The following is a 14,489-nucleotide window of genomic DNA, read 5'->3' as shown; positions in this document are numbered from 1 at the left end:
ACATTTCAGGAATATTTCGCTGCGACTGCGATTGATAATTGGAATGATTTTTTGCCTCGGAATCATGTCGATAGTCCTGTTTATGCCAAGCGCTATCGCATTTTTGAGCCGCAGTGGAAAGAGGTGATTTTGCTGTGGTTGGGTCGAGAGGAAAAAGATAGAGAGGAGAAAGAGGAGAAAGAGGCATTTATTAAGCGAATCATAAACTTTAACGATGGACTCAATGGTAAATTTTATTGGTATCGAGCGTATTTTCTAGCTGCTGCTGTAATTCCTGAATTTAGAAGTCACTTGGCTGATGAGATTGCACAGCAGATTATAACGTGGAGTTTTGATTGTTTCTATAAAGAAGTTGGTTATTTCTCTAAAAACTTACAGGATGCTCAATTTCATTCTAGTATTATAGAGGGAGCTAGGGCAGCACTGCCGGAAGCATACTACCATAAAGCTGTGGAATTTATATTGCCATTACTAGAAGATAAAATTAAGTATCGGCAGATTCGACATGAAGCGATCGAGACTTTAGGAGTAATCGGCACTGGTAATAGTGATGCAATCGAGGCTTTGAATAGCATCATAGACGATGGCTCTGAAAATATCTGCTGTGTAGAAATAGCTTCTTGTAGCCTGGTAAAAATTACTACAGGAAATCGACAAGCAAAAGCCATTCAAAAAATCATTAATTGGATCAAGAGCGATTCTAGTAAAATTGCTATATCTATTAGTAACCTTTTTATTGAAACTTTAAAAATTGATTGTGAGAGTTTAGATTTTATTATAGAAGTTTTTGCGAAACATCTAGAAAAAATTGATCCCTTTTATTCACATCATAATTGGTTGAGTGCTAAGGCTTTTTTGAAGATAGCCCCAATTGATCACCCACAATACCAGTATGCTACTGACATCAAAAATATAACCGAGGCAAGGATTAAGCAACTTGAAGATAGCGTAATGGATGCGTTGCTCACTGATATCAAGCTCCTAGGTTTAGGGGATATAACAGCAAAAGAATTAGAATCGCAAATTCTTAAAGTAATTTCTCATTTAAACTTGATTTTACGTACCAACCAAGACAAGGAAACTCAAGAGATAGCTGGTGATTGCTTAACATCAATATTGCTAGGTCAACAAGTCTCCAATCAAGCTATTTTTTTACATTTAGTAATTCAAGGCTTAAAAGATTGCCCCGATGATCGTATCCGCGAAAACTACTCAGTCCTCTGGCACTGCGCCCAAAACCTCCCTTACCCCACCTTCTATAAAGCATGGCACGATTCCGCCACCACACGCGATCCAGAAGTCCCATAAACTACTGCCGATTCTACCCCCTGGGCACAAAGTTTCAACTCAGCAAACTTACCCCAAGTCCTTGCCAATGCTATTGACAACGAACCCGATATATCTAACAAACTAAAACTAATTTGCAGCGACACAAACCAATTCATCGACCCCGAAAACCCCGCCCCAGAAATTTACAATGAGATGCTAAATCAAAATAGTCCAGAGTGGCAGAATGGGTATCCCGATACAATGCAAAAACTCAAAATTTATTGGAATTACCTGCGCCGCCCAAGCGAAATTCCCCTGTTTTTCATCTGCTACGATTCCACCGCACTCTCAGCCACACCCACAGGATTTAGCGATTCATTTCTGAAAGCTTTAAGCAAATTTGATGGCGCGATTTGTGTCGTGTGCGAACAAGGAAATATTCCCTTGCCAACTTTTTCACCCAGCCAACCCGATTTAGTCGCTGCTGTTGTAGCATGGATTCGGCGAAGTATACTAGAAAATAGACATCCTATTTAAGAGTCGATCGACAAAGCAGCAACTATGACACTTACAAAGACCGAGTATAAATATATAGAACTCAACGAAGACAATGTTACCATCATAGCCGGAACTACGATGAAAGTCGTTGAATTAGTCGAAGCTGAGATAGCTTATGGTTGGAGTCCTGCAGAATTACACCTCAATCATCGCTACTTAACTATGAGCCAAATTCTTTCTGCGTTAGCTTATTATTGCGATCGCAAACAAGAACTCGATGCAGAAATCAAGCGACGAGAAGAGTATGTTAAACAGGCAGAAATTGAAGCTGGCGAATCTCCTTTTGCTGCTAGACTACGTGATCAAGTGCTATTGCCTTTGTAGCTTCCCTTACATTCACCCTTTGACACAAACCACCTGCTTCAAAGTCGCCACAACTTCCACCAAATCCGACTGCTGACTCATCACTTCATCGATCGGCTTGTAAGCCCCCGGAATTTCATCTAAAAATTGCTCATCTTTCCGGCACTCAACCCCCTCAGTCTGCCGCACCAAATCATCCAGAGTGAATACATTCTTCGCTTGATTGCGAGACATCAAGCGCCCCGCACCGTGACTGCAACTACAGTAACTTTCAGCATTTCCCTTCCCTTTAACAATGAAAGATTTCGCCCCCATTGAACCCGGAATAATCCCGTAATCCTCAACATCCGCGCGCACGGCACCTTTGCGAGTAACATACACATCTTCCCCAAAATGCACCTCTTTTTCCGCGTAATTGTGGTGGCAATTCACCTCTAATAACGGCTTAACAGATTTGCCTCCCGCGACGTGCTTTTCCACAATGCGCTTAAACCGATTCATCATCACGTCGCGATTAAAACGAGCATAATCTTGCGCCCACTGCAAATCGTGCCAGTAAGCCGCAAACTCCCGCGTACCCGCTACAAAATAAGCCAAATCTTTGTCAGCCAGATTAATCTCTGCCAGTTTAGCTAAATCTTTAGCAGTCTCGATATGCTGCTGTGCGAGCAAGTTTCCTATGCCGCGAGAACCGGAATGCAGCATCAGCCAAACAAAGTTTTCAGTATCAACGCAAACCTCAATAAAATGATTGCCGCCGCCGAGGGAACCCATTTGTTTTAAGGCTTTATTGTTTTGGTGCTGCACGCCTTGATGAAGTTCCTTAAATTCTCCCCATCCTTGCCAGTTGGTGACAGTTGTTTCTACTTCTTTATTTTCCGCAAATCCCACAGGAATTGCGGCTTCGATATCGAGGCGAATTTGTTTGAGTTTACCTTCTAATTTGTTGGCGGTGAAAGGCATTTTCACCGCCATCATGCCACAACCAATATCCACGCCCACAGCAGCCGGAATAATCGCTTCTTTTGTGGCAATTACTGAACCGACTAAAGCACCTTTTCCTAAATGTACGTCGGGCATTAGTGCGACGTGTTTGAATACAAATGGCAAAGATGCTACGTTTGCGGTCATCTTGGTTTCTTTTTCGCCAAGGGCGTGATTTGCCCAAGATAGCACGGGTTTTGGGGCTGATATGTCTAATTTTTCGTAGGGCATTTGTGTTAGGATTTATTTTTCCGCTTTTTATGTAGTATTTATTGTAACATAAGAAAATACGATGTCAAAGGCACCTAACTGAATAATTCTGGTAGAGTGCGTCAGTCGCGTTAGGGGCGGGCAGGATGCCCACCCCACAATAAAACTGATTCTTTCTTTGTGGAACAGGCATCTTGCCTGTTCTTGAAAATTGAAAATTCTTAAGATATTCCTAAAGATTGAATGAATAATTTACTGTAGGGTGCGGATTGTTGTACCTTCGCCAGCGAACCAAACAGCTCTTTTCCCCCGAAGATAACTAATGTCTTCTGTTTAGAGTCAGGTTTTTGACTCGGCAGTTGTGAGTGAACGGAAAGAATCCTATCTGAATCAAATCGATAAAAACAGTCCAAGTCGCTGCAAAGCTCTTCTTCAACATCCTTGAGATTAGGGTAAAGTTCTTGAGAAGGACGCGGTTCATGACCGATTAAAATCAGTTCATCTGATATTTCCATTTTGTCAAGATCGATTAGGTACATTCTCCCTTGCTGAGTGTCAATTAAAACGCGATCGTCTGATAGGTAGCACATATAGTACCTAAAACAGTCATCAGAATCAGGCCAAGGCCATTCGCATATTCCAAGTAAATTGCAATCAGGAAAACTGAATCGGCTGAGTTGTTGCCCGCAACTATGTATAACCACAAATTCGCCACCGGCAGGATGAAATTCTGGAGGCCCTGTTTCATTGGGACAGGGAACATCTACGGCGTGAATTCTCGTACCATCATCATAAAGCCAGTAGATTTGCTGTCCGTACAGATCCGCAGCATCCCAAACAGCTAAAATTTGATTTTCTGGGTGTGGGTGAAACGAGAAGCAACGGCTGTCGATATGGTCTTTGAGCCGAAGTTTTCGCTGAATTTGCCACGAACTGGTATCGCGAATTTGAATCTCGACTTCCTTGCGTTCAATTAATTTCATGCACCAAAAACGCAAGCCGTCTGCATCAAACCAGCAGTCCAGAAATCCATTATCGTTATACAAAGATGAAAGCTCAACAGGAGGGTTAGGTAGCTGTTCTTCAAAAACTAGCTGGTTTTCTGCTGCCACAATTGCTAAGTGATTGCCATTTGCCATAATTGCTGCCAGCAAATCGCCTTTGGGACTGAGGGCTAAACAGCTAATTGCGTCGGGAAGGTGGTATTCGTATTGTGGCCACAAGTTGCGATCGACTAAAGTAACTTTTTGGCGATCGCAACTTGTCGCAATCGTCCACTCGGAATCAGTACGTTGATTTATGCCTAAGATACTCCAGTCAATTTGTCTTTCATATTTTGGTATAATTAGTATAAAAATATTTAGATATTCTGCGTAGATAGGCTCTATTTTAACTAAAATCTTGCACCATTCTTAATAATCCTTTCAGGGCGGGCAGGATTCCCACCCCACAAGAAAACTCATTATGTGTGGAACAGGCCGGAAAGCCTGTTCTTGAAAATGGTGCAAGAGCTCAGGGTTTTACAAATTCGGAGTCTTTCTAGCCACCTTCTGCACAGGAATAGCAACCGCCTGCGGTTTCTTCTTCGCTGTAAATATCCCAAAGAAGTCGTGCAGCAAAATATAGAAACACGGAATAATAAACAGCGTCAGCAGCGTCGCCAGCGACAAACCGGAAAACACCACAACTCCCAAAGGTTGCAGAAATTCCGAACCGTCTCCAATTCCCAAAGCTAGGGGAAATAAACCCAAAACTGTAGTAATAGTTGTCATCAAAATCGGACGCAAACGCTGAGGTGCCGCCCTGAGAATTGCCGTGGCGCGATCGACCTTTTCATCTTCCCGAATTTGGTTCGCCAACTCCACCATAATAATCGCATTATTTACCACAATTCCCACCAGCAAAATCGCCCCCACAATCACCGTTGCCCCGATCGCAGTTTTAGTCGCATACAGCCCGAAAATCCCCCCAGCCAAAGCCAGCGGCACCGTTAACATAATCACCAGCGGATCGACAAGCGAATTGTACTGCACCGCCATCACCACAAATACCAAAAACGCCGCCAAAGATCCCAAAACAATCAGCGAACTTTGCAATTCCCGGTTAGTTTCCGCCGCCGAACTAGGTATCACTCGCACTCCCGGCGGCAATTTGATTTCCGACAAAACTGCATCCACTTGTTTCAAAGCATCGCCCAAACTCGCGCCCTTATTAATATTCCCAGCAATCATGAAAACTTGGCGCTGGTTAAGCCTTTGAATTTCCCCAGGCGCTTTTCCCAGTTCAATATTCGCCACATCGCTCAAGCGGATGATGCTGTTATCCCTAGAAGTTAAAGGGATAAATTTTAGTGCAGAAATCGATTGAACAGCAGCGCGATCGAACTGTACCCGCACATCAACCAAACGGTTTCCCCGCTGCAATTGCGTGGGAACAGAACCTTGAATTGCTGTCTGAATCGCCTCTCCGATTTGCCTCGCATTCAACCCGTAGATTTCCGCTTGTTCCCAGTTGGGGCGAATCTGCACTTCCGGCTGCTGCGGGTCTGCATCCGGGCGAAAAGTAGCTAAATTTACCTTCTGATCCAAAGTTGCCAATATCTCGCGGCCGGCTTGCTGCAATATTTGTTCGTTTTCGCCCTGAAGCAGGACATCAACTTCAGCGCCGCGCACTGGCGAATTAGTTAAGATCAAACCCCGCACATTTTCTGGATTCAGGCGCAAACGAGTATTTTTGGGCAAATCAATTTTTTTATTCAATTCTTGCGTAACTCGCTGCACAAAATCCAATGTATTGGTGCCAGGTTTTAGCGAAATATTGCAGCCGCCGCGCAGCACATTCTCACTCGTACTGTTGCCGAACAACAGCCCGCCCACCGTCGTCAAAGTGTATAAAGTTTCTGGTTGGCTGAGGATAATTTTATCAGCTTCTGCCATGATTCTTTGGTTGGTTGCCAAATTTGTGCCGGCGGGAAACAAAGCAAACAATCTCGCTTGACCGGTATTAATTCTGGGCAATATTTCCTGGGGGATTTGACCAGCCATCAGCCAACTGCCACCGCCCAATCCAATAATCGCTACTGCAATGATAATCAACCGCCACCGCACTACTCCCGATAAAAATTTCCCATAACCGGCGGTAGCATTGGTAAAATATCGATCGAATGCGCGCAGCGGCCAAAAGTTGCTCAAACCGCTGGATACCCGCAGCGCTAGCAGTCGAGAAGCCATCATTGGTACAACTGTCAATCCGACAATCAGAGAGGCGGCGACAGAAAAAGTGATGGTGAGAATTAATTCGTTGAAAAGCAAGGAAACTAAGCCGCCTATTAGCAAAAATGGCAGTACGGCAACTAAGTTAGTCATGGTGGAAGCAAATAAAGCTGATTCTAATTCTTGGCTGCTTTTTTCTGCTTGCTGCATCAACTGCTTGTTACTTAAACGCTGCTTGCCATTGGCACTGTTTTTATTGCTGGTTCCTTCGACAATATTTTCCAGCATGACGATCGAGTTATCGACCACAATTCCCACCCCCAGCGCCAAACCGCCCAAACTGAAGACGTTGAGAGATAGGCCAAAAACTCCCATCAGAATAATTGCCATTAAAGTTGCGAGGGGAATTGCCAGGACAATAATCAAAGTTTGGCGCAGGGAAGCGAGGAACAGCAAAACTGCTGCCCCCGCTAAAACAGCCCCGGTTAAACCAGAAAATAGGACGTTGCTAATAGAATCGCGGATGAACTTAGACTCGTCGAAAGTATTGACGATAGTCGTACCTTCGGGAATTGTCCCGGATGCTTTTAATTCTTCTAGCCGCTTTTTGATGCCATCTACAACTGAGATTGTATTGGCGTCAGGCTGCTTTTGAATGCTAATTTTTACGGCTGCTTTCTGATTTAGCAATACTTTAACTCGCTCTTCTTCTGTACCGTCAATTACCTGAGCAAAATCACGCAAAAAAACTCGTTTTGGCGGATTAGAACCGGATGATTGAAAAGAAATTGCCTGAATTTCTTTGGCGTTTTTAAATCGCCCGACGGTACGGGTTAAAGGTTCCGCTGCTTCTTGCCGCAGTCGCCCGCCAGAAGTGTCGAGGTTGCGGGATTCGAGGGCGGATAAAACGTCGGAAATACTGACGCCTAAAGATTGCAAGCGATTTAAGTCAATATTTACTTGAATTTCTTCTTGCACGCCGCCGGCAACGTCAATTGCTGCTATTCCAGGAATTACGTTTAGTTCTCTGGATAATTCTTCATCGGCAAATACGCGCAAATCAACTCCTTGCAAGGAGTTGGAGGTGAGGGCAAATTCGTAAATCGGCTGCTGGGAAGGGTCAACTTTGAAGAGAGTGGGCGATTCAACTGTATCGGGAAGTCGGTTGCGGATGCGGTTGACAGCGGCGGTGGCGTCGTTGAGGGCCTGGTCGATGTTGCCCCCGGGTTTGAAGAATAAATCGACGCTGACTTGTCCTTCGCGAGTGCGGGAGAAAACTTGAATGACGCCTTCAGTGGCGGAAAGTCCTTGTTCGAGGGGGCGGGTAACTTCGTCTATTGCTACTTCTGGGGAGACTCCGGGGGCGTTTAAGCGCACGCCGATGCGGGGATAGGTGATGGAGGGTAGCAAGTCAACGGGCAGTTGGGTGATGTAGAAAAAGCCCACGATTATAATAGCAAGTGTCAGCATGAGGGTGCCGATGTGGCGACGAATCGCGGTCGCGCTAATGCTGAATCCGGGTTTGTCGGGGGTCATTCGATTTTAGATTTTAGATTTTAGATTTTAGAATTGAAAAGTTTACCCAGTCAGTCAGATTAATTCTAGTAGGGTGCATCAGCCTTAAATTTCTCTGGGGCGTGAGAGAATATCTACTGACGCACCTTACGAGGAGTATAATAAATCTTAATAAATTTTCCCAAAATTTTTTGTGAATATTTCTTTAGAGGTAGTCTCTAGCCCAAAACGCAGATTGGCAGAAATTCCTAGGGGCTTTTGAATCTCTGTAAGTTATCGCAATCAGGAACAGGCAAGATGCCTGTTCCACAAGAAAGTTTATTTGTTGTGGAACAGGCATCTTGCCTGTTCGTAAAGTCTTGTTCTCTTGTCTCTCTTGCTTCTTCCTTCTTCTCTCTTCCTTCTTTTACTGTACTTGACTGCCGTGGGCGCGAGGGTCGGAGCTACTTGTTTTCACAGGCCCCGTGGGGGGAGTAAAATTAGAAACTTGACCGCCAGCTTGGACATGGGGGAGAGGTTTTCCTGCAATTAAAGCTTCTAAGTTAGCTTCCATAATACTGCGTGGCATTTCGCCCATAGTTTCCGCAACGGGGCTGCCTTTATCGTTCAAATAGACAAAGTGCGGAATGCCGTCTACTCGATATTTGGTGATTTCTGGGAGCCATTTGTCATTGTCTACATTCAGCATCACAAAATTCAGCGGTTCGGCGTATTTCTGTTTGATTTCGCTCAGATCCTTAGCCATTGCTTGACAGCTACCGCACCAATTAGCATAAAATTCCATGAGTGTGGGTTTGCCGTTTACCAAAGCTGTTTCTAATAGCGTCGAAGCTTTTGCCATTTCGGTGAGACTACTTGACGGCGTTTGAGTTCGCACTCCGAAGAATATGGATATTGAAAGGGCGATCGCTGCTAACACGATCAATAAGTTTCTGAGGCGCGTGGCGACTTTTGTTTCGGGATTTTTGGCTGCGGGGGCGACTGTTGAGTTGGGCGAATTCTGGGTCATAAAATAGCTTTCGGTTTTATTTCTATGTTTTTATTTTAAATAATAGATTAAGATTATACCACATTTTGAGATAATCAGACCAATCTCACAAAAATTTTTGAAGAGGCCAGAATTAGATCAAGTGCGCTAAAACATAAGATAACAAAGATTGTTTGTAAATTACCGAGGACTTGCAGGGTGAAAAAACGGGTAACACTGACGTTTCCCCAACGATCGATCCAAATGCCTGTCACCTATCGACTGGCAAAGGATTTTAATGTTGCAGCCAACATTATCCGCGCTCAGGTGGCTCCGAACCAAGTGGGCAAACTGGTGCTAGAGTTATCAGGGGACATCGACCAACTAGAAGCGGCGATCGACTGGATGCGATCGCAAAACATCGGCGTTTCCCTAGCCAGCCGGGAAATACTCATAGACGAAGATATCTGCGTTAACTGCGGTTTGTGTACGGGGGTTTGCCCGACAGAAGCCTTGACCCTTGACCCCGAAAGCTTTAAACTAAGTTTTGCTCGATCGCGGTGTATCGTGTGCGAGCAGTGCATCCCTACCTGTCCCGTGCAAGCTATTTCTACTAACCTCTAGGTCCTGTACAAACTCATCGGGCTCATCATCTTTTTTTCCTGGTTCTCCTAATTTTGCCATCGGATGAAAAAAAACTCTTGGGTTTCCCTAACTCTACTTTTTGTTACTTATTTCACCTTTGGCTGGACATTATCTGAGTTTGATGTTCCCCCGCACCAGACTTGGTTTTTAGCCCTAGGTTCAATTTTTGTGTTGGCTATCGTTTTGTCGTTCCCGATGAGAAACACAAAAGCCTTAATTCGGGGGTGGTTTTCGAGTGATATGGGTGCTTTTATTTCTATTATTGTAGGAGCTTTGGTGGCAGTGGTAGTTTTTACCTGGATGCACCTTTTTGCTACTTGTTTACTCTTAATTTCAGCCGCAGCTTTGGCAAGACTCGATATTCAAATATCTGGTGGGAAAAATTGGCGGGCTTTTGTAGTATTAACCACCATTTCTTTAGCAGGTGTGGGGTTGGGCGGAGCGATCGAGTTTTTGTTAAAAACAGGCAGGCTCGTATTATCTTAATTAAAAATGGGAAATTCACCCAACCAAATTCTACCACTCGCAACGGATATTTAGCCGAAAACTATGCGACTCTTCTGCTCTCATTTCATGGAAGATTGTGCCATACACAAAAAACTTATTTGACGCTGACAACGCCTCTGAAACCTTGATAGTAAAAGCAGTGAAGCCCCTGAATCTCAAACAAGATCGTGCATTATTGAGAGGCTTATTGACTCATAAGATTGTCCGAGGTAGCCTTGAAGCTGATTCAAGAGCTCTCGCCACTCTGTTTTATTGACTCTCGCACAGCAAGCGTATCTTTTCGCTTGGTTACTCAGCTCAAAACCTTGACGCAGCTTTGCTTTCAACCTGCTTGTCACCTAGTCAATAATTTCGGTTGACAGGAAGCAAGGTTTATTTTAGGCGTTGCTGAATCAAGGTATGAATACTGCCGGAACTGGAACATCCTGAAATTTTAGGTAATGTATTAATAATTTAATAGAGTGCCTGAGCATTTCCGCGCACTTAGAATAACAAAGAGTCTTGCGATGTAGCCTTGCCAGATAATGTCTCAACCTCGTATTTTCCCCTTCTACTCGTGTCATATAAGTCTTGCTGATGATGTGATCTTCATCAGGAATAAACATCGGATAAACTGGCCATCCATCCGTGACATAAAAATAGCATTTCCAGGCGCTTACCCTGTTCCACAACGATTCAAACGTCTCGGAACTATGATCTCCTAATACCCATCCTAAAATTCCTGGTTGAAAGTGGTCAACCGCTGTCCACAACCAGATTTTGTCTGTTTTTTTTTACATAAGTTTGTAATTCATCGCCTGGAACCAACTTCTGGAATGACTTCAGGGTCATAAACATCTGGTAACAGTTTTCCAACTTGTTTTACCCAATTGATTACCGTGGTATGATGAACTCCCTTAACTCGTTCTATCGCCCGTAAACCCATACCATTGACGTACATTTTTAGGCAATCACGTTTGATGCTCTCGCTATAACCTCGATGGGGTTCATACTGATTAATGAATTGACGACCACATTGGACACAAATGTGATTTTGTTTTCCTTTCTTCTTGCCGTTTTTACGGATATGGGTTGATTTACATTCGCTTGCAGTGCATAAATTATCCCTCCTATTCATACTCTAACTCAGCAACGCCTATTTTATATTCTTGCACTTCCTTTTGATAATTTTACTCCACTTTATTGAGCTTCTCCAATTAAGGTAAAAGCTGCCCAGTCTTTAGGGTTAGGATATTTTTTCAGGGTGATCAACATCGCTTGACGTAAAGCTTCAGCTTTATTAGAATTTTGCTGTAGTTGACGATAAAACTCTGGCATTAAAACCGCAGTCGTATCGTCTGGAATAGACCACAGAGATACGATAATACTAGATGTTCCCGCGCTAATAAAAGAACGGGATAAACCTACTACTCCATCCCCTGTAATTCTACCCCTTCCAGTATTACAAGCACTCAAAACTACTAAATCGGCGTTAAATTTAAGATTCAAGATTTCATAAGCAGTTAATAAGCCATCATCGTTATTAAAAGGCGCAAGTGCGATCGCACCTGGGAGTCCTTTTTTACCAATATCATCTAATAAACCATGAGTTGCTAGATGAATAATCTTACTATTTAACATTTGCTGTACTATAGCTTGTTTAGTAGCTTGACTTCCGATAATTGCTTGAGTTTTAAGGACTTGTGCCACTACTTCAGCTTCTAATTCTGCACCAGGAAGGGCGTCAAGTTGTACAGGCAAGTCCCCCAATTTAGGCGGTAGACTTGGCATTATAGGATTACCAACAATTAAAGTATTTTGCGGATTAATTCGCTGATTTTTTTGTTTTTGTTGATGGGTTAGATCTAATACCTGAATTGAAGGTGCAGTTAAGATAGTATGTTTTTCAATCAGATATTTACCATCCGGATCAATTAAAGCATAAAAAGGCAACAGAAACAATGAGTGTTGGGGAATTAAAATTACTAAATCTTGGGGATTGTTTGGTAATAAATCAGCAATGGGTTGAATAAAAATTTGGTGAAGTTGCTGTAATTGAGGCTTAGTCTGAGAAGTACCCGGAGAAAAAAAACTATTGCGGGCATCAATTACTAACTTTTTAATGTCTAAACCTGATATTTCTTCCTTATTTACTATATTTTTAAAAGCATTGAGCTGGACTTGGCGTAAGGTTATTTCTCCTGTTGGTTTGATTACCCAAATATAAAGCTCTCGATCAGAAATCAAAGAATATTCAACTAAAGTAGCGTGTTCCACTGAGGCTATTTTTTGAATTTCTGCAATCGTAGGCGGTTTAATTGTTCCTTGCTGAGAACTTGAATTGGGTGTTTCTTCATTAGCTAAACGTTGGGATAATAATTCCACAAATGCCCTTGATCTTCCCCGTTCTGATACTTCTAAAGCTTGATTAGGTTGTTTTTGAGTAATCAAAGCTTTTTGTAATAACTTATAGCTAAGATTATGGGATTCAAACAGTGAAATTTTATTAGCATCATTTAAACCTGGGTGCAAAGATTCAATTACTTTAATAGATTCTGTTAAACTTACAATTGCTTCATTAATTTTGTTAGTTTGTAACATATCTAAACCAATAATTCGCAAGGTAATTGCGATACTACCCCGATCTTCAATCGTTTTTTGAATTACTAAAGCTTGATTTAAGGAATCTAAAGATTGAGTAAATTTACCTTGTTTTTGATAAATCTGCCCAATATTAGTTAAAGTAACACCTATTCCTGCTTTATCTTCCTCTTTTTGATAAATAGCTAAGGCTTGCTGATTAAAATTTACGGCTACATCGTATTGACCTAAGTTAGTATTAATTTGAGCAATATTATTAAGAGTAATAGCAACACCCAAACTATTATTAATCTCTTGATAAATACTTAAAGCTTGCTGATAAAGAGTTAATGCTTGCTTATCATTACCTTGATTACTATAAATTTGTCCCAAGTTATTCAGATTAACCGCCTCACCTTCACGCACCATTGATTCAGCACTAAAAACATTACCAACTCCAGCACGAATCGCTAAACTTTGACGAACAAAAGCAGGACTTAAAGAAGATTTTCCTAAAATATCATGTAGTAACTGAAAATCTTGAGGTTTTAATCCTTGATAATCTCTACCAAGATTTTTTTGAAAAATTACTGAAGCTTGTTGGGCAAAATCTAAGGCTTGTTCATATTGTCCAAGGCTAAAATACAGAGCGGCTAAGTTATTACGAATTGCTGCTTCCTCTCCCCCATAACATAAACTGTTATTAGGATTTTGATGAGCACAATCACTTATTAGCTTTATTTTCGTTAAAGCCTCTTGATAAGCTGCCAATGCTTGACCATATTCGCTAAGATTAGCATAAGTTACCCCTAAATTATTAAGATTTTGAACTTCTCCAATATGATCATCTTGTTCTTGATTAATTGCTGACAGTTGCTTATATAGGTTAAGAGATTGCTTATAATTACCTAATTTAAAATAAATTGCGCCCATTGGATTAAGCGTATATTCTTCACTGCTTAAAAAGCTATCACGATCGCCTTTTTTTATTTTAATAAGTTCCTGAAAAATAGTTAAAGCTTGTTGATAAGATGCTAAAGCTCCCTCATAGTCGCGCTTGCGATCGTAAACTTCCCCAAGATATTGAAGTGTATATCCTTCACTAGCGCGATCGAAATCAGGTAATTTACCTAGTGTTTTAAAAATAACTAAAGCCTGTTGAAAATAGTCTAAAGCCCGATCATATTTCCCTAAACTCAGATATACTTGCCCTATATAATTCAGACTATTTCCTTCACCCCCCCGCGCCCCTACTTGACGAAAAATTACTAGGGCTTGATTGTATTTATCTAAGGCTGATTCGGCTTCAGCTCGTTGATAAAGATCATAACCTTCTTGATTAAGATAAACAGCATCAATAATTTTTTGTTCGCGTGTTGAATTTGCGGCTTGTGCTAATTTTTGTGGGCTGGATATAATATTATTAATAGGGTAACTTACCGAGTTTCCAGAAACGGTTAAGCATAACAACAAGGTGGTTATTAGCAAACCGATATATTGAAAAGACCAACGCATAATCTATTTTTTCCTTTAATATTTACCGTAATTAGCCTTAACTATACTAGGTAGGGAATTTTAAACAAATAAGCAATTTCTTGCAGCCCTCACGAGGAATATTAGATAATTACTTTGACAGATAAATCCAAAATCAAGGTAAAAAAATTGCCATAAACCTAATTCCTTGATGGGTGACAACGCCTCTGACACCTTGATGGTAAAAGCATTGAAGCCCCTGAAGCTCAAAAAAGATTGTGCATTAT

9 protein-coding genes and 2 pseudogenes are annotated in these 14,489 nt (G+C 42.0%); 5 read left to right on the top strand and 6 right to left on the bottom strand.

Annotated elements, in window-relative coordinates:
• The first annotated feature begins 51 nt into the window (after nt 1–51).
• The 3 genes and pseudogenes from QUA40_RS06805 to QUA40_RS06795 all read left to right on the top strand — a co-directional run bounded on the left by QUA40_RS06805 (nt 52) and on the right by QUA40_RS06795 (nt 2,151).
• Entirely contained in the window at nt 52–1,308 is a 1,257-nt protein-coding gene (locus QUA40_RS06805; RefSeq protein WP_333123134.1) for a hypothetical protein, read from the top strand.
• A gap of 63 nt (nt 1,309–1,371) precedes the next feature.
• Nucleotides 1,372–1,806 (top strand): annotated as a pseudogene (locus QUA40_RS06800) (NACHT C-terminal alpha/beta 1 domain-containing protein); the annotation flags it as partial.
• A gap of 24 nt (nt 1,807–1,830) precedes the next feature.
• Nucleotides 1,831–2,151: a DUF433 domain-containing protein gene (locus QUA40_RS06795; protein WP_333123130.1), complete on the top strand. Its 321-nt coding sequence runs from the start codon at nt 1,831–1,833 to the stop codon at nt 2,149–2,151.
• Nucleotides 2,152–2,163: 12 nt separating this feature from the next.
• Here QUA40_RS06795 and QUA40_RS06790 read toward each other — a convergent pair whose 3' ends face one another.
• From QUA40_RS06790 to QUA40_RS06775, 4 genes are all read right to left on the bottom strand, one after another.
• The gene (locus QUA40_RS06790) at nt 2,164–3,345 is read right to left on the bottom strand and encodes an RtcB family protein (protein WP_333123128.1); all 1,182 of its coding nucleotides are present in this window, start codon (nt 3,343–3,345) and stop codon (nt 2,164–2,166) included.
• 200 nt (nt 3,346–3,545) lie between these two features.
• Complete coding sequence (locus QUA40_RS06785) at nt 3,546–4,547, bottom strand: hypothetical protein (protein ID WP_333123126.1); 1,002 nt, start codon at nt 4,545–4,547, stop codon at nt 3,546–3,548.
• Between the two features lie 297 nt (nt 4,548–4,844).
• On the bottom strand, nt 4,845–8,072 hold the full coding sequence (locus QUA40_RS06780; RefSeq protein WP_333123123.1) for an efflux RND transporter permease subunit: 3,228 nt from the start codon (nt 8,070–8,072) through the stop codon (nt 4,845–4,847).
• Between the two features lie 385 nt (nt 8,073–8,457).
• Nucleotides 8,458–9,060 (bottom strand): thioredoxin family protein, encoded by a 603-nt coding sequence (locus QUA40_RS06775; RefSeq protein WP_333123120.1) that lies wholly within the window; start codon nt 9,058–9,060, stop codon nt 8,458–8,460.
• Between the two features lie 177 nt (nt 9,061–9,237).
• On the opposite strand from QUA40_RS06775, the gene QUA40_RS06770 reads away from it, so the two are divergent.
• A complete protein-coding gene (locus QUA40_RS06770; RefSeq protein WP_333123118.1) occupies nt 9,238–9,642 on the top strand; it encodes an NIL domain-containing protein in 405 nt (134 codons plus the stop codon).
• A 63-nt stretch (nt 9,643–9,705) separates the two neighbouring features.
• The gene (locus tag QUA40_RS06765; protein ID WP_333123116.1) at nt 9,706–10,149 is read left to right on the top strand and encodes a hypothetical protein; all 444 of its coding nucleotides are present in this window, start codon (nt 9,706–9,708) and stop codon (nt 10,147–10,149) included.
• Between the two features lie 413 nt (nt 10,150–10,562).
• On the opposite strand, the pseudogene QUA40_RS06760 reads toward QUA40_RS06765, so the two are convergent.
• Nucleotides 10,563–11,287, bottom strand: a pseudogene (locus QUA40_RS06760) (IS1 family transposase).
• 62 nt (nt 11,288–11,349) lie between these two features.
• Nucleotides 11,350–14,244: a CHAT domain-containing tetratricopeptide repeat protein gene (locus QUA40_RS06755; RefSeq protein ID WP_333123113.1), complete on the bottom strand. Its 2,895-nt coding sequence runs from the start codon at nt 14,242–14,244 to the stop codon at nt 11,350–11,352.
• Nucleotides 14,245–14,489 lie beyond the last annotated feature (245 nt).

This window comes from Microcoleus sp. Pol11C3, from assembly GCF_036701485.1.
In the GTDB taxonomy this organism is placed as follows: Bacteria; Cyanobacteriota; Cyanobacteriia; order Cyanobacteriales; family Microcoleaceae; genus Microcoleus.
The sequence above is the reverse complement of the archived record's forward strand: the minus strand, read 5'-3'. Positions and strand labels throughout refer to the sequence as shown.

Bases quoted from the DNA above. Each gene is read 5' to 3' on its own strand.
- QUA40_RS06795 (WP_333123130.1), top strand. From the start codon at position 1,831: ATGACACTTACAAAGACCGAGTATAAATATATAGAACTCAACGAAGAC.
- QUA40_RS06790 (WP_333123128.1), bottom strand. From the start codon at position 3,345: ATGCCCTACGAAAAATTAGACATATCAGCCCCAAAACCCGTGCTATCT.
- QUA40_RS06780 (WP_333123123.1), bottom strand. From the start codon at position 8,072: ATGACCCCCGACAAACCCGGATTCAGCATTAGCGCGACCGCGATTCGT.
- QUA40_RS06775 (WP_333123120.1), bottom strand. From the start codon at position 9,060: ATGACCCAGAATTCGCCCAACTCAACAGTCGCCCCCGCAGCCAAAAAT.
- QUA40_RS06765 (WP_333123116.1), top strand. From the start codon at position 9,706: ATGAAAAAAAACTCTTGGGTTTCCCTAACTCTACTTTTTGTTACTTAT.
- QUA40_RS06755 (WP_333123113.1), bottom strand. From the start codon at position 14,244: ATGCGTTGGTCTTTTCAATATATCGGTTTGCTAATAACCACCTTGTTG.